General features: G+C 70.4%; 27 protein-coding genes and 2 riboswitches. Of the genes, 15 read left to right on the top strand and 12 right to left on the bottom strand.

Annotation, left to right across the window (positions count from 1 at the left end; translation table 11 throughout):
- Positions 1-10: 10 nt before the first annotated feature.
- Positions 11-78: riboswitch (cobalamin riboswitch) on the bottom strand.
- A 111-nt stretch (positions 79-189) separates the two neighbouring features.
- Positions 190-321: riboswitch (cobalamin riboswitch) on the top strand.
- Between the two features lie 31 nt (positions 322-352).
- Positions 353-1,360 carry a prenyltransferase/squalene oxidase repeat-containing protein gene (locus AB8M46_RS31790; RefSeq protein WP_394362614.1) on the top strand — a complete coding sequence of 336 codons (1,008 nt, stop codon included), beginning with the start codon at positions 353-355 and terminating at the stop codon, positions 1,358-1,360.
- Between the two features lie 336 nt (positions 1,361-1,696).
- Here the strand turns inward: AB8M46_RS31790 and AB8M46_RS31785 are convergent, their stop codons facing one another.
- Complete coding sequence (locus tag AB8M46_RS31785; protein ID WP_394362613.1) at positions 1,697-4,063, bottom strand: LuxR C-terminal-related transcriptional regulator; 2,367 nt, start codon at positions 4,061-4,063, stop codon at positions 1,697-1,699.
- 48 nt (positions 4,064-4,111) lie between these two features.
- A complete protein-coding gene (locus AB8M46_RS31780; RefSeq protein ID WP_038511150.1) occupies positions 4,112-4,708 on the bottom strand; it encodes a QsdR family transcriptional regulator in 597 nt (198 codons plus the stop codon).
- Between the two features lie 140 nt (positions 4,709-4,848).
- On the opposite strand from AB8M46_RS31780, the gene AB8M46_RS31775 reads away from it, so the two are divergent.
- From AB8M46_RS31775 to AB8M46_RS31750, 6 genes are read left to right on the top strand one after another with little or no spacing between them, the layout of a single operon-like run.
- On the top strand, positions 4,849-5,706 hold the full coding sequence (locus tag AB8M46_RS31775; protein ID WP_394362612.1) for an alpha/beta hydrolase family protein: 858 nt from the start codon (positions 4,849-4,851) through the stop codon (positions 5,704-5,706).
- Positions 5,707-5,765: 59 nt separating this feature from the next.
- Positions 5,766-6,536 carry an ABC transporter ATP-binding protein gene (locus AB8M46_RS31770; RefSeq protein ID WP_394362611.1) on the top strand — a complete coding sequence of 257 codons (771 nt, stop codon included), beginning with the start codon at positions 5,766-5,768 and terminating at the stop codon, positions 6,534-6,536.
- The gene (locus AB8M46_RS31765; protein ID WP_394362610.1) at positions 6,523-7,227 is read left to right on the top strand and encodes an ABC transporter ATP-binding protein; all 705 of its coding nucleotides are present in this window, start codon (positions 6,523-6,525) and stop codon (positions 7,225-7,227) included. Before AB8M46_RS31770 ends, AB8M46_RS31765 begins: the two co-directional genes overlap by 14 nt.
- Before the next feature lie 11 nt (positions 7,228-7,238).
- A complete protein-coding gene (locus tag AB8M46_RS31760) occupies positions 7,239-8,117 on the top strand; it encodes a branched-chain amino acid ABC transporter permease (RefSeq protein WP_394362609.1) in 879 nt (292 codons plus the stop codon).
- Between the two features lies 1 nt (position 8,118).
- Positions 8,119-9,120, top strand: a complete 1,002-nt coding sequence (locus tag AB8M46_RS31755; protein ID WP_394362608.1) for a branched-chain amino acid ABC transporter permease — start codon at positions 8,119-8,121, stop codon at positions 9,118-9,120.
- Entirely contained in the window at positions 9,117-10,424 is a 1,308-nt protein-coding gene (locus AB8M46_RS31750) for an ABC transporter substrate-binding protein (protein WP_394362607.1), read from the top strand. The genes AB8M46_RS31755 and AB8M46_RS31750 overlap by 4 nt, the downstream gene beginning before the upstream one ends.
- 1 nt (position 10,425) lies before the next feature.
- Here AB8M46_RS31750 and fahA read toward each other — a convergent pair whose 3' ends face one another.
- The 3 genes from fahA to AB8M46_RS31735 all read right to left on the bottom strand — a co-directional run bounded on the left by fahA (position 10,426) and on the right by AB8M46_RS31735 (position 13,063).
- Entirely contained in the window at positions 10,426-11,601 is a 1,176-nt protein-coding gene (gene fahA / locus AB8M46_RS31745; RefSeq protein ID WP_394362606.1) for a fumarylacetoacetase, read from the bottom strand.
- Positions 11,598-12,440 (bottom strand): hypothetical protein, encoded by an 843-nt coding sequence (locus AB8M46_RS31740; protein WP_394362605.1) that lies wholly within the window; start codon positions 12,438-12,440, stop codon positions 11,598-11,600. The genes fahA and AB8M46_RS31740 overlap by 4 nt, the downstream gene beginning before the upstream one ends.
- Before the next feature lie 80 nt (positions 12,441-12,520).
- Positions 12,521-13,063: a MarR family winged helix-turn-helix transcriptional regulator gene (locus tag AB8M46_RS31735; protein WP_394362604.1), complete on the bottom strand. Its 543-nt coding sequence runs from the start codon at positions 13,061-13,063 to the stop codon at positions 12,521-12,523.
- 367 nt (positions 13,064-13,430) lie between these two features.
- Here AB8M46_RS31735 and AB8M46_RS31730 point away from each other — a divergent pair, with 367 nt between their 5' ends.
- From AB8M46_RS31730 to AB8M46_RS31720, 3 genes are read left to right on the top strand one after another with little or no spacing between them, the layout of a single operon-like run.
- Positions 13,431-14,048, top strand: a complete 618-nt coding sequence (locus AB8M46_RS31730) for a DUF1989 domain-containing protein (RefSeq protein ID WP_394362603.1) — start codon at positions 13,431-13,433, stop codon at positions 14,046-14,048.
- Positions 14,045-15,157, top strand: a complete 1,113-nt coding sequence (locus AB8M46_RS31725; RefSeq protein ID WP_394362602.1) for a tRNA-dihydrouridine synthase — start codon at positions 14,045-14,047, stop codon at positions 15,155-15,157. The genes AB8M46_RS31730 and AB8M46_RS31725 overlap by 4 nt, the downstream gene beginning before the upstream one ends.
- Positions 15,154-16,023 (top strand): polysaccharide deacetylase, encoded by an 870-nt coding sequence (locus AB8M46_RS31720; protein WP_394362601.1) that lies wholly within the window; start codon positions 15,154-15,156, stop codon positions 16,021-16,023. The genes AB8M46_RS31725 and AB8M46_RS31720 overlap by 4 nt, the downstream gene beginning before the upstream one ends.
- On the opposite strand, the gene AB8M46_RS31715 is transcribed toward AB8M46_RS31720, so the two are convergent.
- On the bottom strand, positions 16,011-17,570 hold the full coding sequence (locus AB8M46_RS31715) for a PucR family transcriptional regulator (RefSeq protein WP_394362600.1): 1,560 nt from the start codon (positions 17,568-17,570) through the stop codon (positions 16,011-16,013). The two genes, AB8M46_RS31720 and AB8M46_RS31715, sit on opposite strands and share 13 nt — an antisense overlap.
- A gap of 117 nt (positions 17,571-17,687) precedes the next feature.
- On the opposite strand from AB8M46_RS31715, the gene AB8M46_RS31710 reads away from it, so the two are divergent.
- From AB8M46_RS31710 to AB8M46_RS31700, 3 genes are read left to right on the top strand one after another with little or no spacing between them, the layout of a single operon-like run.
- Positions 17,688-18,893 carry a serine/threonine-protein kinase gene (locus tag AB8M46_RS31710; protein ID WP_394362599.1) on the top strand — a complete coding sequence of 402 codons (1,206 nt, stop codon included), beginning with the start codon at positions 17,688-17,690 and terminating at the stop codon, positions 18,891-18,893.
- A 56-nt stretch (positions 18,894-18,949) separates the two neighbouring features.
- Positions 18,950-19,576, top strand: coding sequence for a ClpP family protease (locus tag AB8M46_RS31705; RefSeq protein ID WP_073848930.1), 627 nt, complete (start codon positions 18,950-18,952; stop codon positions 19,574-19,576).
- Positions 19,573-20,163: a ClpP family protease gene (locus AB8M46_RS31700; RefSeq protein ID WP_034316174.1), complete on the top strand. Its 591-nt coding sequence runs from the start codon at positions 19,573-19,575 to the stop codon at positions 20,161-20,163. Before AB8M46_RS31705 ends, AB8M46_RS31700 begins: the two co-directional genes overlap by 4 nt.
- Before the next feature lie 309 nt (positions 20,164-20,472).
- Here AB8M46_RS31700 and AB8M46_RS31695 read toward each other — a convergent pair whose 3' ends face one another.
- Positions 20,473-20,805 (bottom strand): helix-turn-helix domain-containing protein, encoded by a 333-nt coding sequence (locus AB8M46_RS31695; RefSeq protein WP_037345333.1) that lies wholly within the window; start codon positions 20,803-20,805, stop codon positions 20,473-20,475.
- Between the two features lie 46 nt (positions 20,806-20,851).
- Positions 20,852-21,796: a GlxA family transcriptional regulator gene (locus AB8M46_RS31690; RefSeq protein ID WP_394362598.1), complete on the bottom strand. Its 945-nt coding sequence runs from the start codon at positions 21,794-21,796 to the stop codon at positions 20,852-20,854.
- 71 nt (positions 21,797-21,867) lie between these two features.
- Between AB8M46_RS31690 and AB8M46_RS31685 the strand changes: the two genes are divergently transcribed.
- Positions 21,868-22,203: a cupin domain-containing protein gene (locus AB8M46_RS31685; RefSeq protein ID WP_394362597.1), complete on the top strand. Its 336-nt coding sequence runs from the start codon at positions 21,868-21,870 to the stop codon at positions 22,201-22,203.
- Here the strand turns inward: AB8M46_RS31685 and AB8M46_RS31680 are convergent.
- The 4 genes from AB8M46_RS31680 to AB8M46_RS31665 form a co-directional block, all read right to left on the bottom strand.
- On the bottom strand, positions 22,188-22,853 hold the full coding sequence (locus AB8M46_RS31680; protein WP_394362596.1) for a pentapeptide repeat-containing protein: 666 nt from the start codon (positions 22,851-22,853) through the stop codon (positions 22,188-22,190). The two genes, AB8M46_RS31685 and AB8M46_RS31680, sit on opposite strands and share 16 nt — an antisense overlap.
- A gap of 54 nt (positions 22,854-22,907) precedes the next feature.
- A complete protein-coding gene (locus AB8M46_RS31675; RefSeq protein ID WP_034316186.1) occupies positions 22,908-23,084 on the bottom strand; it encodes a CsbD family protein in 177 nt (58 codons plus the stop codon).
- A gap of 84 nt (positions 23,085-23,168) precedes the next feature.
- Entirely contained in the window at positions 23,169-23,375 is a 207-nt protein-coding gene (locus tag AB8M46_RS31670; RefSeq protein WP_125734991.1) for a hypothetical protein, read from the bottom strand.
- Positions 23,376-23,504: 129 nt separating this feature from the next.
- Entirely contained in the window at positions 23,505-23,966 is a 462-nt protein-coding gene (locus AB8M46_RS31665) for a GNAT family N-acetyltransferase (protein ID WP_037345326.1), read from the bottom strand.
- Between the two features lie 95 nt (positions 23,967-24,061).
- Here AB8M46_RS31665 and AB8M46_RS31660 point away from each other — a divergent pair, with 95 nt between their 5' ends.
- A complete protein-coding gene (locus AB8M46_RS31660) occupies positions 24,062-24,589 on the top strand; it encodes an EF-hand domain-containing protein (protein ID WP_199755051.1) in 528 nt (175 codons plus the stop codon).
- The last annotated feature ends 79 nt before the right edge of the window (positions 24,590-24,668 follow it).

Here is a 24,668-nt window from a genome sequence, read left to right as displayed (position 1 = left end):
CCGCCCGTTCGGTATCCCGGCTTGCCCCTCCGAAGGGCCCACGGTTGCGCGACAGCGCCGGATTTCGACCGGCTTCCCCGTCACGGGCGGCGGTGTTCTGTTGTCGAGCCAGCCGAGGTTAACACCCGTTCACCTCAGGCAGGTACCGCTGACCAGGTCGGTTGCCAGGATCACATCGGCACCCGGCGGTATCCCGCACCCGACCGGGGTGAGAGTCTTCTCGCGCGGTCGTGGGGGAAGTCCGGTGAGAGTCCGGCGCTGTCCCGCAACGGTATGCCTTCCAGGCGAGCCCGGTCACCCACGTCGCGCGATGTCACCGACTCCTGTCGTGGAAATGCGGGAAAGGGTTCTCATGAGACGTTTGGTTTTCGCTGTCGCGCTGCTGTGCGGCATCGGGCTGGTCACCGCTCCGGCGGCGGCCGCGGCCACCCACAACAAGACCGACGCCGCCGCGGGCTGGCTCGCCAGGCAGATGACCGACGGCGAACGGTTCGAGGCCGACTTCGGCGGCCAGAAGTTCCCCGATCAGGGCCTGACGATCGACGCGATCTTCGCGTTCGCCGCGGCCGGCGTGTCGGACACGAACGCGGGCAAGGCGATCGCCTGGCTGGCGAAGCCGGAGATCACCACCGGCTACGTCGGGAGCGGCACCGAGGCCTACGCGGGCGCGCACGCCAAACTGATGCTGGCCGCGCAGATCCGGGGCAAGGACCCGGCGTCGTTCGGCGGCGTCGACCTGAAGGCAGGCCTGCTTTCGCTGCTCACGCCGTCCGGCCGGTTCTCCGACCGCTCCGAATACGGCGACTACTCCAACGCCCTTTCGCAGTCGCTCGCCCTGCTGGCACTGGACCGCACCCCTGGCGGCGCCCCGGCGTCGGCCGTGACGTTCCTCGCGGGCACCCAGTGCGCGGACGGCGGTTTCCCGCAGAACTTCGGCGAAGCGACGTGCACGAGCGACGTGGACGCGACCGCGACGGTCGTCCAGGCCTTGCGTGCCACCGGTGACCCGGTGAACGCCCGCGAGGGCATCTCGTGGCTGGTCACGAAGCAGCACGCGAACGGCGGCTTCGGCTTCGGCACGAACGCGCCCAACGCCAACAGCACCGGCCTCGCCGCGGAAGCGCTGGCCGGTCACCGTCCCGCCGCCGCGGTCAAGGCGCGGGAATTCCTGCGGTCGCTGCAGACCGGCTGCGCCGGCGCCGAGGCGGATCGTGGCGCGATCGCCTACGACGCCACCGGCCTGAACCCGGCGACCGCTCCGCGCGCGACCGCGCAGGCGATCCTCGGCCTGGCCAGGGTTCCGCTGAGCGACCTGCACGGCGGTGGCCGTCCGCAGGCACCGGTCCTCGCCTGCTCGTGACGTGAGCTCGTCGGTGGGGCGCGCTTCCCTCAGACTGTCCAAAAAGGACGCTCACTGAGACTATAGTGTCCGCTTTGGGCGCTTTGCGCAGTTTCGCCCGGGGGTCGTGAGTGGCGATGGTCGTTCTAACCCTATTTGCCACTCACGACTCCCCGCGAAACTGGACTTACCGACACAAAGCAGGCGCATTCTGCCCGGAAAGTGACCACTGTGGACACCAAGCCCCAGCCGGCACAACGCGCCACCTTTGACTTACCCCTCCTGGGTCTCAAGGACGCCTTCACGGACTGGGCACGCAGGGTGCGGCGTGAGCGGAAGCGTGACTCGCGTGCAGCGTCACTCGCCGGAGGCGACGCGGCGCGCGAGCTCCACGCGGGACCGCACCCCCAGTGCCGTGAAGATGTTCCGCAGGTGGTGGTCCACCGTCCGGTGGCTGATCACCAGCCGCCGCGCGATCTCCTTGTTCGTCTCCCCCGCCGCCACCAGCCGGGTGATGGCGTCCTGCTGCGGCGTGAGGCCGGCGAGCGACCGGTGCGGAGCGTCGACGGTCTCGCCCGCCGCCCGCAGCCCGGCCCTGGCCCGTTCGGCGAACCGGGCCGCGCCGACGTTTTCGAAGCCGCGCAAGGCATCGCGGAACTGGTCGCGGGCGTCACGGGTCCGGCGATGCCGCCGCAGCAAGGTGGCGTACGCGAACCTGGTCCTGGCGAGTTCCACCGCGCCGCCCGCCCGCCGGTGCGCCTCGATGGCCGACTGGAAATGTCGTTCCGCCACACCGGGATCCGACGCCATCAGCGCGTGACAGCGGTGGCTCAACGCGAGCCAGCAGGGTTCCGCCCCGGCCAGCGTCCAGCGGTCGAACACCTCCAGCGCGGCACGGGCGCGTTCGGGACGTCCGGCGCAGACGGCCGCCTCGACGAGTTGCGGTGTGGCCAGCACGCGGATCACCGGCTGGTCGCCGGAGACGCCCGAAGCGAGATCTTCGAGCCTGCTCAGCGCGTCGTCGGGCCGGTCCTCGGCCAGGTCCAGGCAGGCGTACGCCCACGCGGCGACGGCGGCGGGCCTGCCGAGACCGCGTTCGGCGATGCCCTCGGCCGCCTCGTCCAGTTCCGGCGCGCGGTCGCCGAGGAGCGCGGCGGCCAGCCCCAGCAGCGTCAGATGCTCCATCCGCAGGTTGTGCGGCGCGCGCAGGCCGTCGCGGGACGCCGCCCGCGCACACGGGATCCGGTCGAGCGCGATGGCCGAAAGCGCGAGGTAGACCAGCGCCCACGGCAGTTCCGCGTGGCGTTTGCCGAGTCGTGCGCGGCTCACCGCGGCCGCCGCGTACTCGTGTGCCTGTTCGGCATGCCCGCGGGCGAAGGCCGCTTCGGCGGCCCAGACGGCTCCGGCGACGTCGGTGTCGGCCATCCCCTTGGCGACGGCTTCCTCCAGCGGGACGACGGCGGCGTCGTGCCGCCCGGCGTAAACCGACGTCAAACCCCGGAAATGCGCGAACGCCAGCCCTTCTCCGGCCGGGACCGTCCGCGCCAAAGCCCGGTAACCACCCAGGTCACCGCCGAGCCTCCGTGCCTCGCCCGCCAGCAGGAGCGCGGCGGCGGGATCGGGCAGCAGCCGCGCCGCCGTGCCGAGTTCGTGGGTGGCGACGGCGGGATCGCCGTCGCGCAGCTCGATCTCCCCGTGCAGCAACGCGACCGCGCCCGGTTCGGCGTCAACCCTGGACAACAGCAGGCGCGCCCACCCCGGTCTGCCCGCCTGCCAGGCCGCGTCCGCCGCCGCCAGCAGCCGGGCCGCCCGCACACCCGGATCGGCGGTCAGCGCGGCGGCACGTTCGAGATGCCGTGCCGCCGCCGCGTGATCCATCGCGGGTGCCGCGGCGAGCGCGTCCGCGAGCGGCTCGGACGGCGTGGCCGTCGCCATCGCGCGATGCCAGAGCGCGTCCGGTCCCTCCTCGACCGAGGCCAGCCGCGCGTGCGCCGCCCGCCGGTCGGCCGGTGACGCCGCCGCGTACCAAGTCGCCTTCCGCGCGGAAAAGTCCATACAGGTGCCGAGAAAACGCAGACGCTCGTCGCGCGGCATCGCCTCGAGCTCGGCCGTGTACCGAGGCAGGCGCTCCCGCAGGATCGGTGAAACCGGCTCGCGTCCGGCAGCCTGCGCGGACGTCAGCGACGCCGCCAGTGCGACCAGATCGGCGGGATTCCCGTCGCCCAGTTCGACCAGCTGCGGACGCACCCCGTCCGGCACGCCACGGTCGCGCAGCACCTGATCGGCGGCGGATTCGCTCAACGGTGGCAGCTCGACGGAGTCGAACTCGTCCGACCCGGATCGCGACGCGAGCACCATCCCGACCGGCGCGCCCGCCAACCGCCGGGCGGCGAAACCCAGCGCCGCCAAGGACTCCTGGTCGACCCAGTGCGCGTCGTCGACCCAGCAGATCGTCGGAGCCGACACGGCGCCGAGCCGGTCCCGCGCTTCCGCGCCGCTGGAGACCGACGCGCCGAACATCCGCTGCAGGGCGCCGTACGGCAGCGTGCTTTCCGCCCGCAGGCCCCGCACCCCGACGAGCCGGACGCCGAGGGTGGCGCGCAGCTCGGCGAGCAGGGCCGACTTGCCCAGCCCCTCCGTGCCGCGGATCAGCACGGCGCGCCCGGCGGCCGAGCGCAGCCCGCCGAAGAGGTCGTCCCTGCCCCGCAACGGGTACACAGGCATCCGCGCCTCCTCGAGATCCCTCTCGATGAAACACCAGGCGCAAGTGTTTCACAAGGTCTTGCTCGGCACCCGCCCTTCCACCAGCGCTCCGAGCAGCGTCGATGCCGCGTCGAGATCGGGGGTCCGGGAGGCGAGGACGTCCGAATACAGGAACGCCTCCCCCAGCCGCACGATGGCGTAGCAGAGGCTGTCCAGCCCGACGCTGGGCTCGAAGCCGCCCGCGTCGACGTCGCGGCGCAGGAGCTCGACGTGCGCGGCGATCACCCTCGGCTGGACACGGCCGTCCGGGTCGGTGAGCAGCCTGATCGCCAGCACCGGCTCGTCGTCGAGGAAGCGGCGGAACCCCGCGCTCGCCGCCAGCACCGACCGGTACTCCCGCATGATCGCGAGACAGCGCAGTTCGCCGGCCGCGTTGCGCACCACGTCGCCCTCTTCGCGCTCCCAGGTGCGCGCGGCGGCCGTCAGGGTGCGCTCGGACAGGTAGTAGAGGGCATCACCGAGCAGGTCTTCCCGGTTTCCGACGCGACGGAACAGGGTGCTGCGCGAGATGCCCAGATCCTGGGCGAAGGCGGAGGTGTCGACGCGGACGCCGCGATCGATCCACCGGGCCGCCGCGCGGACTATGTCCTCGGCTGAGGGATTCACGATCGCCGATCGTACGGGCGCCCGGCCCGGCGGGGGCGACCGCGGACCAAGACCGGCGATTTCACCGATGCAGGCGCCTCCGTCCGTTTGTCAGAGTCCATCACCACGGACTGTGTTCAACGGCGAACGGAGACGGCACCATGCGTAGTACGACCCGGATCCTTTGTGGACTGGCCACCGTCGCGGCACTCACTGTCGCCCCCACGGCCTACGCCGCCGAGAACCCCTACGAACGAGGACCGGACCCGACCGAAAGCAGCATCGAAGCCTCGCGCGGCTCCTTCGCGGTGTCGCAGACCTCCGTGTCGAGCCTGGCCGTCACCGGCTTCGGCGGCGGAACCATCTACTACCCCACCAGCACCGCGCAGGGCACGTTCGGCGCGGTCGCCATCTCGCCGGGATTCACCGCGACGCAGTCGAGTATCGCGTGGATCGGCCCACGGCTGGCGTCGCAGGGATTCGTGGTGTTCACGATCGACACCAACACCGTCTACGACCAGCCCGACAGCCGCGGTGACCAGCTGCTGGCCGCACTCGACTACCTGACCCAGCGCAGCACCGTCCGCTCGCGCATCGACACCTCCCGGCTCGCCGTGGCCGGGCATTCGATGGGCGGCGGCGGTTCACTCGAAGCGGCGCAGGACCGGCCGTCGCTGCAGGCGGCGGTGCCGCTCGCGCCGTGGAACACGCAGAAGTCGTGGTCCTCGCTGAAGGTGCCGACGTTCATCATCGGCGGTGAATCCGACACGGTGGCGCCGGTGGCCTCGCACTCGATCCCGTTCTACACCAGCATTCCCGCGTCGGCCGAGAAGGCGTACATGGAGCTGGACAACGCCAGCCACTTCTTCCCGAACACGGCGAACACGACCATGGCCAAGTACACGATCTCGTGGCTGAAGCGGTTCGTGGACAACGACACCCGCTACGAGCAGTTCCTCTGCCCCGCCCCGGACGACCGCGCGATCAGCGACTACCGGGACACGTGTCCGCACGCCTGAGTGTCCTCGGCCCCGGCGCGCCCGCGCCGGGGCCCCCTTCCGCCGTTGGGAGTTCTTGCGTGACCCTGTCGACCTTCGAGATGTCCGGCGTATCGGTGACCTTCGGTGGTCTCGTCGCGTTGTCGGACGTCTCCCTGACCGTCGCGCCGGGCCGGGTGCTCGGGGTGATCGGCCCGAACGGGGCCGGCAAGACCACGCTGTTCAACGTCGCCTGCGGTTTCGTCCGCCCGGACACCGGCACGCTGTCCTGGCGCGGCACGGAACTGCGGCGGTTGCGCCCGCATCATCTCGCCGGCCTCGGCATCGCGCGCGGTCTGCAGGAACTCGGTCTGTTCGACCGGATGACCGTGCTGGAGAACGTCCTCGTGGGCGCGGGCAGGCACGCGAAAACCGGCTTCTGGTCGTCGTTGCTGGGGCTGACGAAGGACGAGAAGGCCCTGACCGAGCGGGCGATGACGCAGCTGGAGGACTTCGGCATCGTCGACGTCGCCCAGCGCTACCCCACCAGTCTTCCTTACCCGGTAAGGAAAAGGGTCGCTTTGGCACGAGCGCTGGTGAGCGAACCCGACCTGCTGTTGCTCGACGAACCGGCGGGCGGCCTGTCGTCGGCGGAGATCGACGAGATCGGCGCGCTGGTCCGCGGCCTGACCGAGCGTATGTCGGTGATGCTCGTCGAGCACCATATGGATCTGGTGATGGGCGTCTGCGACGAGATCGTGGTGCTGGACTTCGGCAGGGTCATCGCCCGCGGCACCCCGGACGAGATCCGCGCCGATCCGGCGGTCCAGGCGGCCTACCTCGGCGAGGAGGTGGCCGGTGCTGACCGTTGAGCGACTCTCGGCGAGCTATGGCCCGGTGCGCGCACTCGATTCCGTAAGCCTTTCGGCCGCCGAAGGCGAGATCACCGCGGTGCTCGGTGCGAACGGGGCGGGCAAGACCACGTTGTTGCGCACCATCTCCGGCCTCGTCCACCCCACGGACGGCCACATCTCCCTCGACGGCAGGGACTTGAGCAGAGTGTCCACAGAGGACCTTCCCGCTCTGGGTCTCGCGCATGTTCCCGAAGGCCGCGGCCTACTGGCCGAACTGACCGTCGAGGAGAACCTGCGGCTCGGCGCCCTCGGTGCCCGCGGCCGGGTGAAGACGGCCGATCTGCGCCGGATCTACGACCTCTTCCCCGTGCTCGCCGAGCGCAAGAACGGTCTCGCGCACGTCCTTTCCGGCGGAGAGCGGCAGATGCTGGTCATCGGCCGCGCACTGCTCTCCCGGCCGAAGGTACTGCTGCTCGACGAACCCACCTTGGGTCTCGCGCCCAGGATCGTGGCGCGGATCTTCGGGCTGCTGCGCGGTCTCGTCCACGACGAAGGACTGGCCGTCGTGCTGGTCGAGCAGAACGCCCGCAGCGCGCTGTCCATCGCCGATCACGGTGTCGTGCTCAACCTCGGGCGGGTCGTCGTCCGGCGGGACGCGGCCGCGCTCGTCGCGGACGACGCGCTCCGGCACGCCTACCTCGGATTCTGAAAGGGAGCTTCGTGCAGCAACTGCTCACCACCGCGCTCACCGGCCTGACGCTGGGCGCGGTCTACGCCGCGTTCGCGCTGGCGCTCGTGCTGATCTGGCGGGCGACGCGGATCGTGAACTTCGCGCAGGCGCCGATGGCGATGATCACCACCTACGTCGCGCTCGTCCTGATCGACGCGGGCTGGTCGTACTGGGCGGGTTTCGCCGTCGCCCTGCTTTCGGGCCTGGTGCTCGGCGCGCTCGTGGAACGGTTCGTGATCCGGTTCGTTTCGGGAAAACCCGAGATCAACGCCGTCATCCTGACACTGGGGCTGTTCATCGTGCTGCACGCGCTGGCGGCGCTGGTGTTCGGCTCACGGTACCGGTCGTTCCCCGCGCCGTTCGGGCTCACCGGTTTCCAGGTCGGCGGTACGACGATCGCGCTGACCGGATTCGGCGTGTTCACCATCGCCGCCGTCGGCGTGGTGCTGATCGGGCTCGTGGTGTTGTTCCGCGGTACCGATCTGGGCCTGCGGATGCGCGCCGCGGCCTTCGACCGGGAGGTGGCCCGCCTGCTCGGCGTGCGGGTCGGGCGGATGCTCACCCTCGGCTGGGCGCTTGCCGCGCTCACCGGTTCGCTGTCGGGTCTGCTGATCGCCGGCGGTGGACTCGTCCATCTGTCCTATATGGACGGAGTGGTGGTGTACGGCTTCGTCGCCGCGGTGCTCGGCGGCCTGGACAGCCCGGTCGGCGCGGTCGTCGGCGGCGTCGTCCTCGGCCTGTCGCTGAGCCTGGTGAGCGGCTACGTCGGCGCGGAGCTGGTGCCGCTGGCCGCGCTGGCGTTGCTCATGGTGGTGCTGCTCCTGAAACCCGGTGGCCTGTTCACCAGCGTCCGCGAACGGAGGGTCTGACGTGCTGCGACGTCATCTCCTGAGCGCGCTCGCCGCGTTGGTCGTCGTCGTGCTCTTGTTGGAGAACTCCGGGCCGTACCTCACCGCGCAGTTCACCACGATGGCGTATCTCGCGATCGCGGCGGGCGGTCTGACCGTCCTTACCGGACTCAACGGGCAGCTCTCGTTGGGACACGGCGCGCTGATGGCCGTCGGCGCCTACTCGACGGCGCTCCTGCTGAAATCGGATGCCTTGCCACTTCTGGTGATCGTGCTCCTGGCGGTGGTGATCACCCTCGCGGTCGGGGCGCTCGTGGGTGTCGCCGCCGCCAGGCTGCACGGGCCGTATCTCGCCGGGGCGACACTCGCGCTCGCCGTCGCCGTCCCCGGGATCCCGTTGTTCTTCGGCGAAGCGCTCGGCGGCGAGCAGGGCTTGCCGGTACGGATGCCGGAAATCCCCGGCTGGCTGGCGGACGCCGCGTATTTCGTCACCGGCCAGGACCTCACGTCGATCCGTTACCTCGCTTACCTTTCGTGGTTCGCGGTGATCGCCGTGTTCGTCCTGCTGGCGAACCTGTCGCGCGGCCGCGTCGGACGCGACTGGCGAGCGGTCCGCGACGAGGACGTGGCCGCCGAGCTGGCCGGGATCGACCTCGGCCGCGCCCGGGTGCGGGCGTTCGTGGTCAGTGCGGGATGCGCGGGCCTGGCCGGGGCGCTGATGGCGTTGTCCGCACGGTTGGCCGCGCCGAGCGGTTTCGCGCTGACGCTGTCGCTGCTGCTGGTGTCCGCGGTGGTGCTCGGCGGTCTCGGAAGCCTCACCGGAGCGCTCGCCGGTGCCGCGCTGCTGACCTTCCTGCCGCCGCTGGTGATCGGCGCGGGAACGGATCTCGGCCTGTCGGACGTGCAGGCCGCGCATCTGGCGCCGTTGCTCTACGGCCTGGTCACCGTCTTGATCGTGCTGCTCGCACCGGCGGGCCTCGCCGGCGGGCTGCGGAAACTCATCCACTGGAGGCGAAGTTCATGAAACGCTGGACCAAGGCCGTGGCCGTCTTCCTGGCCGTGACGGTCACCGCCGCCTGCGGCGCGGGCGGCAGACCCGAGGGCGACCAGAAGGGCTCGACGGTCGGCGTCACCGACACGACCATCAAGATCGGGGCGCATTTCCCGCTGACGGGCGTCGCCGCGCCGGGCTACAGCGAGATCCCCGGTGGACATCAGGCGTACTACGACTACGTGAACGCGAACGGCGGCGTCCACGGCCGCAAGATCGAGTTCGTGGTGAAGGACGACGGCTACAACCCCACCACGACCAGCGCCGTCACCAACGAACTGGTGCTCAAGGAAGAGATCTTCGCGATGGTCGGCGGCCTCGGCACGCCGACGCACAGCGCCGTCGTCGACTTCCTGAACAACTCGAAGGTGCCGGACCTGTTCGTGTCGTCGGGTTCGCTGCGCTGGGGCGACGACCCGAAGAAGGCGCCGTTCACCTTCGGCTGGCAGCCGGACTACGAGATCGAAGGCAAGATCATCGGCGACTGGGTGCGCAAGAACCTGCCCAACGTCAAGGTCGGTCTGTTCCTGCAGGACGACGACTTCGGCCGCGACGGCGAGAAGGGCGCGCGGCGCTACCTCGGCGAGCAGGTCGTGGAGGTGGCGAAGTACTCGCCGGGCAACACCGACATCGCGCCGCAGATCGCGAAACTCAAAGCCGCGGGCGTGGATCTGGTGCTGGGCTTCACCGTTCCGTCGTACACCGCGCTTTCGCAGCTGGCTTCGCTGAAGATCGGGTTCAAGCCGAAGTGGTTCTACAGCAACGTCGGATCCGATCCCGCGCTCGTCGGCTCCCTGCTCGCGCGGTTCTCCGAAGGCAAGGTGACCAACGGCGCGTCGCTCATCGACGGCGTGCTCACCACCGAATACCTGCCCGGGGTCGACGCGCCGGACAACGCGTGGACGAAGCTGTGGCAGAACGTCTGGAAGGCGCACGGCAAGGGCGGCGACCTGACGAACTACCGCATCTACGGGATGGCACAGGCGTACACGTTCGTCCAAGCGTTGCGGGCGGCCGGAAAGGACCTGACGCGGGAACGGATCGTCGAGGTGCTCCAGCAGTCCGGGAAGGCGTTCGAGGGACCGGGCCTGGCGCCGTTCCGCTACACCGGCGACAACCACCTGGGCATTTCCGGGATGTCGGTGGTCGAACTCAAGGGAGGCGTCGGCAAGGATCTGACCCCGGTACTGGTGACCGACCTCGGCGACGCCCCCATCGAGGCGAACGACTCGGCGGCGAACGACGCGCCGCCGCCGAACGGGATTCCCGGTAGCTGAGTCACTTCGCCGGCAGCACGCGTCCCCGCACTTCGCCGAACCCGATCCGCGAGCCGTTCGCGCCGGGCGCGCTGCCGGTGATCACGACCTCGTCGCCGTCCTGCAGGAAGGTGCGCTCCTCCCCCTTGACCGTGAGCGGTTCCTTGCCGCCCCAGGACAATTCGAGGAACGCGCCGCGCTGGCGCTTCTCCGGTCCGGAGATCGTCCCGGAACCGTACAGGTCACCCGTGCGCGACGAGGCGCCGTTGACCGTCAGGTGCGCGAGCATCTGCGCGGGTGACCAGTACATCTCGCGGAACGGCGGGCGGCTGACCTCCTCACCGTTCCATTCGATGACGAGGTCGATGTCGAGCCCCCACGGCTCACTCTCCCGCAGGTACGGCAGCGGTTCCGGATCGGTCTGCCCCGGCAGCGGGATCCGGGCGGCTTCCAGCGCCAGGATCGGCACCACCCACGGGGAGATCGAGGTCGCGAAGCTCTTGCCGAGGTGCGGGCCCAGCGGGACGTACTCCCACGCCTGGATGTCGCGGGCCGACCAGTCGTTGAGCAGGACCGCGCCGAAGACGTGGCGGGGGAAGTCGTCCGGCGTGATCGGGGTGTTCAGCGGTGTGCCGGTGCCGACGACGAAGCCCATCTCCGCCTCGATGTCGAGTCGCGCGCTCGGCCCGAACACCGGCGCCGTGTCGGCCGGGGCCTTGCGCTGACCGTTCGGGCGCACGATGTCCGTACCGGAGACCAGGACCGTGCCGGAACGCCCGTGGTAACCGACCGGGAGGTGCTTCCAGTTGGGCAGCAACGGTTCCGCGTCGGGGCGGAACAGCCTGCCGACGTTCGAGGCGTGGTGTTCGGAGGCGTAGAAGTCGACGTAATCGGCGACCTCGATCGGCAGATGCAGTGTCACCCGTCCGATCGCGTGGACCGCGCCGTCGGGGAGTTCGCCGGCGACCAGGTCGCGGATCCGCTCGCGGACCGCCACCCAGCGGTCGTATCCCTGCGCCATGAACGGATTCAGCGTCGGCGCGGCGAACACGTCGTCGCCGAGCGCCGCGGCCAGGTCGACGACGGAATCGCCGACGCGCACGCCGACGCGCGGGGAATCACCGTCGACGGAGAACACGCCGTACGGCAGGTTGTCGATCCCGAACAGGGAGCCTGCGGGGATGTCGATCGTGGTCATGCCTCTCCTCGGGGCGCCTCGAGCAGGCCGAGTCCGGCCAGTTCGGTCAGGGGGTCGGTGATGCTGCAGGTGCCGAACGACGTGAAGCCCGCGCGGACCGCGGCGACGCGATCCGCGTCCAGTGCGCGGAGCCGCTCGGCGATGACGGCGCCGTCTCGTTCGGCGAGAACGGCTTCGGCGTCTCCGCCGGTGAGGACGGCGTCGGTGGCCAGCATCAGGTTGAGGAAACCGTGCTGTTCGAAGCCGGTCTCCGGATCGGTGTTGCGGAGGGCGTGGTGCAGCCCCGCGGTGGCTTTGAACGGCACCTCCGCCGCGACCGCCGCGCGGACGGCGGCGGCGAGTTCGGCTTCGTCGGGGTACAGGTCGGCGCGGACGCCGCCGGTGCGGAACTTCGCTTGATGACCGGTGCCGGAAAGGGCGGTCAGCAACGGGACGCGCCGCTCGTCGCGCGGGATCTCGACGAAGACCGGCGCGGTGGCGCGGGAAAGCGCGGCGAGCACCTCGTCCGGGCCCATTCCGTCCGGGACGGCGATCTCGAGCGCTTCGAGTCTCACTGGGAGCTTCGCGACGGCCTCGTTCACTCCGTCGAGCTGCGCAGGTCCGCCGGGCAGGGTGACCGAGACCGGCAGCGGGGTCTCGCGGCCATCCAGCACCTCGGCGAGGTCGCCGAGCGCGGTCGCGGCGATGACCAAGGGCCCGACGAGGCCGGCGTACCAGGCATCGAGGTGCTCGTCGTGGGCGGCGACGGCGTCCGGTAGTGGGGCCAGGCCCGGCGGGAACACCGCGGCGTCGTCGCACAGCCCGGCGAAGAGCGCGGGAATCCGTCCGCCGTCCACCATGGTCTCCTCCTCGCCGATTTAGTTCATGCTTTTACTATCCACCGGGCAGCGTAGTCCGGTCTTCCGGGCGACGGGAAGGCCTACTTGCGGCTCCGGGTGCCGAACTCGGCGCGGCTGGTGATCAGCTTGCCCAGCAGCATCACGAGGATGCGCTGTTCGGTCTCGGTCAACGCGTTCGTCCAGCCGAATTCGCGTTCGTTGTGCTCGCGGAAGACCGAGACCATCTCCTCTTGCCCCGCCTCGGTGAGCGACAACCGCACCGAACGTCCGTCGCGCTCGTCCGGGGCCCGGTCGAGCATCCCCTCGGTGACCAGCGTCTTGACCAGATTCGACACCGCGGCCCGGCTCATCCCGGTCAGCCGCGCGGCGCTGGTCGGTTCGAGCGGTCCGGCGAGCCAGACCACGAACAGCAGCCGGAACGCCGACCAGGACCGTCCGCGCGGCCGGTGCACCGCGGCTTCGAGATCGTAAGTCACCAGGTCGGAGGCGCGATTGAGGGTCAGCAGCACCTCGGTCGCCAGCTGGTGACGGAAGCCGTACTCCTGCGCGAGCCGCCGGTTCGCCAGCGCCACGAACGACCAGAAGTCCAGTCCGGCCGCGTCCACGGCGTCCACGTCTTCCATCGGCGAACACTAACCCGGCTTCGCGAAAGTGGTCAAAGTCGAAACTACTTTTGGCAACGTCTGCGATCTCATTGGGGGTCGGTAGAAGTAAATGGAGGCCTCCTTGAGGGACCCAGAGTCCCTCAAGGAGGCCTTCACGGACTGGCAATTGCCGCACGAGCGACCTTCCGGACCTGCCTTGGCCGCGGCCGCGATCGCCCGGTCCGTGAAGGCCTCCTTCCCTACCTTCAGAGTAGGAAAGGAGGCCTTCACTACCTCAAGGGTTCGACGAGTAACCATAGGCACTTGGAGCTTTCTCCATCTAGGCTGCTTGATCATGGAGGTTTCTCCATGGCGAGACATCGGGCAGTCCCTGTTTGCTAGGGGCATGAGCAGAACGGAAGTGCCACCGGGCACCGCCAAGGCAGTCCGCGTAGCGGCAGGCGACCTGATCCGCGTGATCGACGTCGACGGCGGCCAGGTCGGGGACGTGTTCGCCTTCCGCGACGGCGCCGGGACCGAACTGACCGAGCACCACAGCGCGGCGCACACCCGCGCCGGGGTCGACAGGCTGTTCCCCGCCGTCGGCGAGGCCTTCGTGACCGACCTGCGCCACCCGATCCTCACGCTGGTCGAAGACACCTCCCCCGGCGAACACGACATGCTCATCCCGGCGTGTGACCCGGCTCGGTACACCGCGCTGGGCGCGCCAGGTCACCGGTCCTGCGCGGCGAACCTGCGAGAGGCGCTGGCAGCGGAGGGCCTGAGCTTCACCGGCCCGACCCCGCAGCCGATCAACGTCTTCATGCGCGTCCCGGTCGGCGAGGGCGGACGCCTGAACTGGCTCACCGCGAACTCGCGCCCCGGCGACGCGGTGACTCTGCGGGCCGAGATGGACTGCGTCGTCGTGGTCTCCGCCTGCCCGCAAGACCTCGTCCGGATCAGTGAAGCCGGACTTTCCCCGCTCGCCATCGAAACCGTCCACAATGGAGGAATCCGGTCATGACGACCACCGTCGAACACCCCGCGCTCACCCCGGCCACCCTCGGCGGTCTCGCGCTGCGCAACCGCTACGCCGTCGCCCCGATGTCCCGCGTCTCCGCGCGGCCCGACGGCACCCCGACCGGCGAAATGGCCGACTACTACGCCGAATTCGCCCGCGGCGGTTTCGGGCTGGTGTTCAGCGAGGGCACCTACCCCGACAGCGAGGCCAGCCAGGGATACCTCAACCAGCCCGGCCTGGCGCGGGACGAACACGTCGCGGGCTGGCGGGTGGTCACCGCCGGAGTCCGCGCGGCGGGCGGCCGGATGATCGCGCAGCTCATGCACGCCGGGGCCATCGCGCAGGGCCACCCGAACACCGTCGGTCCGTCGGCCGCCCAGCCGCGCGGAGAGAAGATGCGCGCGTACGGCGGTTCCGGACCGTGGCCGGTGCCCCGCGAACTGACCACCACCGAGATCGACGACATCGTCGACGGCTTCGCGGCCGCGGCCGTGCGTGCCCGTCAGGCCGGCTTCGACGGCGTCGAGGTGCACGCGGCCAACGGATACCTGCTCGACCAGTTCCTCACCGACTACACCAATCAGCGCACCGACTCCTACGGCGGCCCGGTCGCGAACCGGATCCGGCTGACCTCCCGGGTCGTGACCGCCGTCGCCGAGGCCGTGCCGGAGCTGGTGACCGGCGTGCGGTTGTCGCAGACCAAGGTCAACGACTTCACCTATCGCTGGCCTGGCGGCCGCGCCGACGCCGAGGTGATCTTCGCCGCGGTCGCCGAGGCGGGCGCGCAGTACCTCCACATCGCCAGCGAGGGCCGGAACTGGCTGGAAACGGCGAAGCTGGCCGACGGCGGCACGATCACCGCGCTCGCCCGGCAGGTCACCGGACTGCCGGTGATCGCCAACGGCGGGATGCATGACCTCGCGCAAGCGCACGAGGTCCTCACCGGCGGGCACGCGGACCTGCTGTCGATCGGGCACGGCGCGCTGGCCAACCCCGATCTGCCCGCCCGCGTCGCGGCGGCGGAACCGCTGGCCGAGTTCGACCGGGCGATGGTCTCCCCGACGGTCACGGTGGCGAACGCGCGCCGTTGGCGGGAGAGTCGGCAGGCGTGACGGAAGCAAGCTGGCACGGCGGCGCGGCCGCGGTCGCGACCCTGACCTTCGACGTCGACGCGGAGTCCCCGATCCTCGCCCGAGGACGGGGCTACGCGGACCACCTGTCGACCATGTCCCATCAGGCGTACGGGCCCCGGGTCGGGGTGCCGCGCGTCCTCGACCTGCTCGACGAACTGGCCGTGCCCGCGACGTTCTTCGTGCCGGGCTGGGTCGCCGAACAGCGGCCCGGCCTCGCCGCCACGATCGTGGAACGGGGACACGAGGTGGCCCACCATTCCTACAGCCACCGGCCGCCGACCGCGATGACCGCGGCCGAGCAGCGCGCCGATTTCGAACGGGGCATGGCGGTGTTCGCCGCACAGGGCATCGAGATCAGCGGTCATCGCGCGGCGGGCTGGGAGTCCACTTGGGACACTCCGGCCCTGGTGGCCGAACACGGGCTGAGCTACGACTCGTCGCTGATGGCCGACGACCGGCCGTATCTGATCGAGACCGGGGCGGGCCGGATCGCCGAGCTGCCGGTGCACTGGTCGCTCGACGATTGGGAGCAGTACGCGTTCCTTCCCGCGCCGCACGTCGGCTCGGTGATCACGTCGCCGATACAAGTGCTGGAGATGTGGCGCGCCGAGCTGGACGCGATGCGCCGCTATCGGTGCCTGTTCAACCTGTGCCTGCACCCGTTCCTTTCGGGCAGGCCGGGGCGGCTGGAGGCGGTGCGCTCGCTCATCGAGTTCGGACTCGGGCTCGGTGACGTCCGGTTCGCCCGCTGCCGCGACGTGGCGGCCGCGGCGCTGGCGGACCCCGCCTTGCCCGTGGAACCGTTGCGGCGCCTCGAAGTCGACCCAGCCATTTATCCGGACTGAGCCGCTTCGAGCGCCAGGAACAGGTCGACCCGGTCCGCGGTCCGCCCGACGTCGCGGCCGGTCAGCTCGGTGACCTTGGCCAGCCGGTTGCGCAAGGTGTTGACGTGCACGAACAACGCCGCGGCGGTGGCCGCCCACTGGCCGTCGTGGTCGAGGAACGCCCGCAGGGTCGTCTCCAGTTCGCCGTCGCGGACGCGGTCGTGCTCACGCAGCGGGCCGAGCAGGGCGTCGGCGAAAGTGTGCCGCCACTGCTCGTCGTGCGACTCCAGCAGCAACCGGTAGCTGCCCAGCTCGGCGAAACTCGCCGCGATCGGCCCGCCGCGCCTGCCCCGGAGCACGCGGCAGGCTTCGCGGCTGCGCGACAACGGCATCCGCAGTTCGGCCGCGCCCGGCGCGGGGTCGGCGAGCCCGACGACCACGCGCCCACCGGAAAGCCGGTGCGACACCGCCGCCGCCAGCCGCGGCGCGAAGGCCGCGGGCGACTGCCTTCCCGAACGGAACGGCAGCACCGCGACGACGTCCTGGCTGCCCGCCGCCACGACCGCGGGCAGCCCGTCCGCCAGGAGGAAGTCCGTCACGGCCTCGGCCATCCCCGGCGGGGTCGCGGCTCCATCCCCCGCGAACGCCAGCGCGATCACCGCCAGCGGCCCGTCCGGATCGACCCCGAAAGCCCGCAGCCTGCCGGGCACTTCCGCGGCACGCTGCGCGCCGGAGAGCACCATGTCCAGCAGTTCGACGGCGAACCGCATCTCGATCGCCTGCACCGCCTGGTGCCTGGCCACCTCCAGGCTGAGGTAGCGGGCGGTCTGCTCCAGCGCGTCCCGCTCCCCGCGCGTCAGCTCCACCGTGGGACGCAGGCACAGCAGCGCGGCGTCGGCGTCCCCGATCGCGCCGACGGGGAACAACGCCGCCCGCGTGCCCGCGCCGAGATCCGCCTCCAGCGGCGGCGGATGCCCGGCCAGCGCCTCGGCCGCGGCGCGCGTCTGCCCGGCGTCCAGTTCGGCGCCGGCGGAGGCCAGCTCCCGGCCCATCCGGTCCACGACCGCCAGCGGGAGTTCGTGCTCACGGCGGAGGACCGCGAGCACCCCGGACGCGCCCGCTCCCCTCGACAGCGCCGACGTCAGCTCGTCGCCTCGGCGCACCAACGACATCAGCGCGTTCTGCCGGTCGGTGGCCTGGATCGCCGCGGCGGCGCGGGTGACCGCCGTGAACGGCACCGCCACCGAGATCTCCAGCAACGGCAACCCGGCTTCCCGGCAGGCGTCGGCGAGCGAGGCAGGGGTCTCGCGTTGTTCCACGCGCAGGCCGAAGATGATCCCCGCCGCTCCGGCGCCGACCACCCTCGCGACGAAATCCGCCGGATCGACGCGGTCCAGCCACAGGCCGTTGGTCAGCACGACCTCGTGCTCGCGCACGTACGGCCCCGGGTCCGGGAGCTCGGTGTTGTGCACCCACAAGACCTGCCCGGCCAGCGCCCCGTCGCGGCCGGGGACGACCACCCGCAGTTCCAGGGCCGGGTCCTCGACCAGCGCCGCCAAGGTCAGCATGACTGTGAATATATCCAGTCGCACCGGTCCTTTATGGATGAACGGCTATTTCATCGTTTTGTCATGAGCCCTGGTTAGCGTGCCTCGGAGACCCTTCACGATTCGAGGAGCACCACTGTGACGGCAGTTTCCAGCACGATCGCCGAGCGCTACACCCTGCTCGAGAAGCTGGGTGGCGACGGGACGGCCGTGCTGTGGCGCGGCGAGGACGGGCCGGACGGGCCGCGGGTCACGATCAAGGAGCTGCCGCTTCCCACGCACGAGCCCGCCCGCGTGGAGCGACTCAAGGAGGAAGCCCTCGTCTCGGTGGATCACCCGTCGGTGGTGCCCGTCCGCGATGTCGTGGTCGCGGACGGAAACGCGTTCATCGTGATGGACCCGGTGGAGGGGCGGACCCTGGAGGACCTCGCGTCCGCGGGCCCGCTGCCGCCGCGGTTCGTGGCCGACATCGGCGGCAAGGTGCTCGGCGCGCTCGCCGCCGCGCATACGGCGGGCGTCGTGCACGGGGACGTGCGGCCCGCGAACATCCTGGTGGGTCCCGACGGCACTGTGAAGCTGACCGGCTTCGGAATCGCCAAGGCCCTCGACCCTGCGGGCACACCGGCCTTCCTCGCCCCCGAAACGATCGCCGGACACGACGGCACACCGCATTCCGACCTCTGGTCGCTCGGCGTGACACTGCTCAGCGCGAGCGAAGGCGGGAACTTCTTCCAGCGGGCGAACGTCGCGGCCACGCTGTACGCCGTCGTCAACGAGCAGCCCGCCATCGACCGGACGCCCGGCCCGCTCGCGGACGTGCTGCGCGGGCTGCTGGCGAAAGCGCCGCACGCGCGCATGCTGCCGGACCACGCTTTCCCGTTGCTGGCCCAGGCCGCGAGCGGGATCGAAACGCCGGTGCCGATCCCGCCGATGCGTCCTGGCCTGACACCGCCGTCGGTCTTCGCGGTCCTGGCCGGGGTGGCGAGCATGCTCTTCGGTTTCTTCGTGCTGGCGGACGCGATGCTGATCCACCACGCGTACCTGGTGCACGAGCATTGGGAGCCACTGCAGCTCTGTCAGGTCACCCTCGTCTTGTCCGGTGTGTTTTCGGTGGCCGGCGGCGGGCTCCTGCTCGCCAACGTCCGCCGTGGGCAGGTCATGATCACCATCGGCGGCGGTCTGACGCTGCTCAGCCTGCTTCTGCTGAAGGCGCTGGGCGAGGCGGAGTACCTGGGCCTTGCCCTGCAACCGGGGCTCACCCTCGACCTCCTCGCCCTCGTCTTCGCCATGCTCTTGACCATCACCGTGTGGTTCGTGCCGGCGAAACGCCCTGCTGTGGGCTGATCCGCTCACAGCAGAGAAACCGGCGGCCGGCCGGGCGACGGCGGCATGGTCGGGGCATGAGCGACAACGAGAAGCAGCCACTCTTCGACCAACGGCAACGGGAACGGTTCTTCAGCCAGCGTGTGCTGGTCCTCGACGGCCCGCTCGACGACGACAACGGGACGGTCCTCACCACCCAGCTGCTGTCACTGGCGAGCGAGGATCCGCGCAAGGACATCGCGTTGTGGATCCACTCGCCGGGCGGATCGGTCCCGTCGATGCTGGCGATCCGGGACGTGATGCGGCTCGTGCCGTGCGACGTCGCGACTCTCGCGCTGGGGCTGGCGTGCAGTGCCGGGCAGTTCCTGCTCTCCGCGGGCACCCCGGGCAAACGGTTCGCCCTGCCGCACGCGCGGATCCTGATGCACCAGGGTTCGGCAGGTATCGGCGGTTCGGCCGTCGAGGTCGAGGTGCAGGCGGACGACCTGCGCTACACGCGGGACACCGTGCTCGGGCTCATCGCCGACGACACCGGGCAGCCCATCGACCGGATCTTCGCCGATTCGCTGCACGATCGCTGGTTCACCACCGAGCAGGCCCGCGAATACGGCTTCATCGACCACATCGTCGAAAGCCTCGACCAGGTCGTCCCCGTCCGCACCCACAAACTCGGCCTCGGCACGGAAAGGGGTGCGGGCGCATGAGCACCTACACCATCCCCAACGTCATCTCCCGCAGTCCCGCCGGCGAGCGGATCATGGACGTCTATTCGCATCTGTTGTCGGAGCGGATCATCTACCTCGGGACCGCGATCGACTCCGGGGTGGCGAACGCCCTGATCACGCAGCTGCTGTACCTGGAGGCGGACAACCCCGAACAGGAGATCAACCTCTACATCAACACCGAGGGCGGCGACCCGTCGGCGATGCTCGCGCTGTACGACACCATGCGCTTCATCAAGGCGCCGGTGGCGACGACCTGTGTCGGCCAGGCCGTCGCGGCGGGCGCGATCCTGCTGGCGGCGGGCGAGGCGGGCCACCGGTTCGTGCTACCGCACACCCGGGTGGTGCTGCACCAGCCCGCGGCGCAGGGGCGCGGCACGATCCCGGACCTCATCCTGCAGGCCGACGAGGTCGTGCGGGTGCGGACGCAGCTGGAGGAGATCCTTTCCGCCCACACCGGCCGCGCCGTTGCGGATCTGCGCCACGACACCGACCGGGACCGCGTGTTCGACGCGGCGGGCGCCGTCGCCTACGGGCTGGCGGACCGCGTCCTCGACGAACGTGCTTAGCGCGAAGTCTTCTGTTCTCGGAGGCGGATGAAGGGGACTTTCACCGCATGCGACGCGGGTAAAGCGCCCTTCATCTCGTGTCCGGGCGGACGGCACGTGTGATCAGACGGACGACACGCGTGATTGGCTGGACGACACTCGGACTCAACCGGTCCTGCCGCGAGGCGTCCGGCTGGACACGCGTGTCGTCCACTCAATCACCTGTGTCGTCCGTCTGATCACACGTGCTGCCCGGCGGTAGGTGTCCAGGACCCGACCGGGTCTAACCCGACACGCCACTCACGACCGCGACGAACTGACGTGACGTGCTTAGGCGGCCATGAGCACGGGCCCTCGCGGACGCCGTCCGACCGCGAGGCCCGTGCTGCCGCCCCGGCTGATCGTGCCCGCGATCCCGAAGAGCAGATCCGCCAGGTCGAGCCCGAGCGCGCCGGTGACCGCGGCGATCATCTCGCTCGACGGCTCCTTCCGGCCGCGCTCGATCTCGGAGAGGTACTGCGGCGAGATCCCGGCGCGTTCCGCGACGTCGACGAGGCGGCCACCCTGTTCCTCCCGCGCGGCGCGCAGGCTCCGGCCCAGCACGTCACGCCACAGCGGTTCCGGCTCGGGACGCTTCTGCTGGAAAGGGAGGATGTCCGCCATACGGTCATCGTGACATCCGGGCCGGGGCCCGCGTACGCCGTTCCGCTCAAGGCGAAACCGGGCCCCGGAACGCGCGCCGGTACGCGCCCGGCGTCGTACCGACCTGATCGCGGAAGCGGCGGCGGAGGTTCACGGCCGACGCCAGCCCGACGCGGGCCGCGATCACGTCCACCGGCAGGCCGGTCTCCTCCAGCAGGGTGCGCGCCTCGGTCACCCGGCGGGTCAGCAGCCACGCGCCCGGCGTCGTGCCGAGCTGATCGGCGAAGCGCCGGGCCAGCGTGCGCGGCGAGACGTTGAGGTGTGCGGCCAGATCGCCCACCGACAACGGCGTCCCGAGGCGGGCGCCCGCCCACTCGAGGAGACCGTCCAGCTCGTCGCCGGGCGGCGGGGCCGGGACGAACTGCGCCTGCCCGCCGTCGCGATGCGGCGGCATCACCATGTGCCGGGCGACGAGGGCGGCGTGCGCGGCACCGTGGTCACGCCGGACGAGGTGCAGGCAGAGGTCGATCCCCGCGCCCGCCCCGGCGCTCGTGGCGACGTCGCCGTGGTCCACGTAGAGCACGTCCGGTTCCACCTTGATCAGCGGGAATTCCTCCCGCAGCTGAGCGGCGCGCGCCCAATGCGTGGTCGCCGACCTGCCGTCGAGCAGCCCGGTGCGGGCCAGCGCGAAGACACCGGAGCAGATCGTGACGAGCCGCGCTCCCCTGGCGTGCGCGCGCAGGAGTGCCCGGCGAACGGACGCCGACAGCGGCGCCTCGACCGGGGACCAGCCGGGGATGAGCACGGTGTCGGCGTCCGCCAGCGCGGAGAGACCCCGCGTCACGGACATCGCGTACCCGGCCGTGGTCGGCACCGGGCCGGGTTTCTCCGTGCAGACGTCGAAATCGTAGTACCGCGGCACCCCGGCGCGCTCCGTGCCGAAGACCTCGGCGGCGATCCCGAGCTCGAACGTCGACTGCACCGGCCGCACCAGTGCCCTCACCCGATGCATGGCAGGAAAGTACCCCATGATGTCTTCCCTGACACTGTCCGGCGGCCCGATGGCCCCGGCAGCATGGGGTCATGCATCCAGAGATCCTCGCCCAAGAGGGTTACACTTCCTTCTCCGTCAAGGAATCCCCCGTGCGCGAGCTCTTCCCCGGTATCCGCCTTCGTCCACTGTGGACAGGCGCGGACGGCGCACACGCGAACCTGCTGGAAATGGATCCCGGTACTTCTTGGCCGCACCGCGACGTCCACGAACCGGGCCCCGAAGAGGTGTTCGTCGTCTCCGGCACCTTCAACGACGGCGCGCGCGACTATCCGGCGGGAACGTTCCTGCACGCTCCGGCCGGCTCCTGGCACGTGCCCGCGTCGGCGACCGGATGCACGCTCTTCATCTTCTATCCCGAAGGCTGAACCGAAAGGCCGCTCTCGGCCGCGAGGATCCCGGCGACCGAGACGGCCTGCTCACCGGTGATCTTCGCGCCGCGCAAGGTCAGCAGACCGCGGACGCCGGACAGGCGTGAGCCGCGGAGGTCGCAGTCCACCGCGGAGGTCGCCGCGAATTCGGTTTCGGTGAAGTCGCAGTCGACGAAGGTCAGCCGGGAGAGGTCGCCGGAGAACACCGTCTCCCGGAACGAACATCCGGAGAACACGACCGCGCCCTTCACCCGCTCGACCGTCACCGAGGCGTAGTCGAACCGCGCGTTCTCGACGTACAGATCGGTGGCGGCGGTGATCGCCACGCCGAGCCCGATCGCCCGGCAGCGCAGGATTTCGACCCGGCGGGCCGACAGGTCGCGGATCGCCGCGTTGGACAGGTCGACGCCTTCGAGGACCACGTCGGAAAGCGTCAGCCTGTCGAGCCGGGCGTTCGCCAAGCTCACTTCCGAGACGAGGGAGTGCGCGATCTCGCCGCCACCGCGAACGCCGTCCTGCTCACCGCCGTCGAGATGGACGGTGTCGAAATCGAAGTAGCCGCTGAAGACGGCTGGTTCGCTTTCGAGGTCTTCGCGCTCGACCGAAGCCCGCCGTACCTTGACGCCGTCGAAATCCCGCAACTCCATGCCCCGGACCGTACCGGGGCCCGCCTCGGCAGGCGGGCCCCGGCGGTCACGAGGTCAGTCCCGGACGCCCTTGACCGCGTCCTTGATCTTCTCGCCCGCCTGCTTGACGTTGGCCTTGCCCTGCTCGGCCTTGCCTTCCGCCTGCCACTGCTCGTTGTCCGTGGCGTTCCCGGCGGCCTCCTTGGCCTTGCCCTTGAGTTCGTCGATCTTGTTCTCGGCCTTGTCGTTCATCGGAGCCTCCTTCGTTGTCCGCTGAGCGACGGATACCCGGCTCACGGCCCCGAAAACGGCGTATTCGCTGTGGCGCCCGCCACGTCACCTTCCGGCGCCCGTGTGGCCGCACGGGTACTCCGTCCTGGCGACGACCGCCGCACAGGCCGGACAGTTGTTCACCGGCCGCTCACGACGGCCCCAGTAGGGATGAGTGGCTCCGCAGAGCGCGGTGACCGGCTCGCCGAGACCGGGGTCCGGGTGGCAGACCCGGCAGTAGGCGTGCGCCGCCCGCTCGATTCCGGCTGTCATGCTCCACCTCCTGACGGGTACATACGGTACGCGTATCGCCGGCGTTCCCCGGGCGGAATCGGCATGTCCTGTTCGCAGCCAACGGAAACGGCGCGGCGACCACCGCACTGCCGCGGCTCGGCCGTTGTCTCACCCGCGCGGAGAGTTCCGTACACCTCGTCGGAGGTAGCTGTACACGACCAGTCCTTCGTTGACCTCGGCCACCTTGTCGTACAGCCCGCGGGCCGGGGAATCCTCCAGCGTGTTCCAGTACAGGCGGGGGAAACCGCGCTCCTCGGCGTCCCGCGCCACCCACGCGATCATCGCGGCCGCGACACCCCGCCGCCGGGCGCCCGCGTCGACGAACAGGTCCGCCAGATAACACCGCTGCGCTCCCCAGACCCCCGCGTGGAACAGATAGTGCGCGAAGCCGACCGGCTCGCCGTCCAGCCGTGCGGTGATCCCGATCGGCTGCCCGTCGTCGACCAGGCGCCGCCAGGTCCGGTCGTAGGCGTCGTCGTCCCGTTCCACGGCGAAGTACGCGTCGTTGTCGCGGGCCAGCGCTTCCCAGGAGGCGCGATCGGACTCGGTCAGGAAGCTGATCTCCACCATCCACCCATCGTGCCCGATGGTCCCCCGATCGTGGTTCCCCGTGCCCCTGAATGGCCGCTGTTCCGCTACTGCGTCCGGTTCTATCGTTCGGACGCATGGCAAGCGACTTGCAGCGGCGCAAGGTGTCGGGGGTCTTCGCCGCGATGGACGTCGACGGCGACGGTTTCCTTGAAGAGCAGGACTTCCAGGCCCTGGCCGACCGCTGGGCGCGGCGGCGCGGGCCGGGCGACGAACGGCGGCTGACCGGCATCATGCTGAGCTGGTGGACGACGTTGCTGGCGGCCTCGGATCTGAACCGCGACAACAAGGTCACCCTGGACGAAGTGCTGATGGTGGTCGACAAGCTCCCGGACACGCCGGAGGCCGTGACCGCCACGGCCGACGCGATGTTCGAAGCGGTCGACGAGAACCGCGACGGCCTGATCTCCGCGGCGGAGTACCACCAGATGATCGAGGTGTGGAACGGCCGCCCCACCGACACCGACGCCACCTTCCCGCTGCTGGACTCCGACGGCGACGGGATGCTGTCCCGGGACGAGTTCGCCGCACTGTGGCTGGAGTTCTGGGCGGGTGACGACGCGGAGGCACCGGGCACCCTCGTCTTCGGCCCGCTAGCCGTCTGACGGCTTTCGGGCGGACCCCGCGTCCATACGGGCCGACCCCGGGCGGCCGGCACGCCGCCATCGCCCCGGCCGCTCAGGA

Source organism: Amycolatopsis sp. SB7-3, from assembly GCF_041021335.1.
In the GTDB taxonomy this organism is placed as follows: domain Bacteria; phylum Actinomycetota; class Actinomycetes; order Mycobacteriales; family Pseudonocardiaceae; genus Amycolatopsis; species Amycolatopsis japonica.
This window is presented reverse-complemented; position numbering and strand designations above follow the sequence as displayed.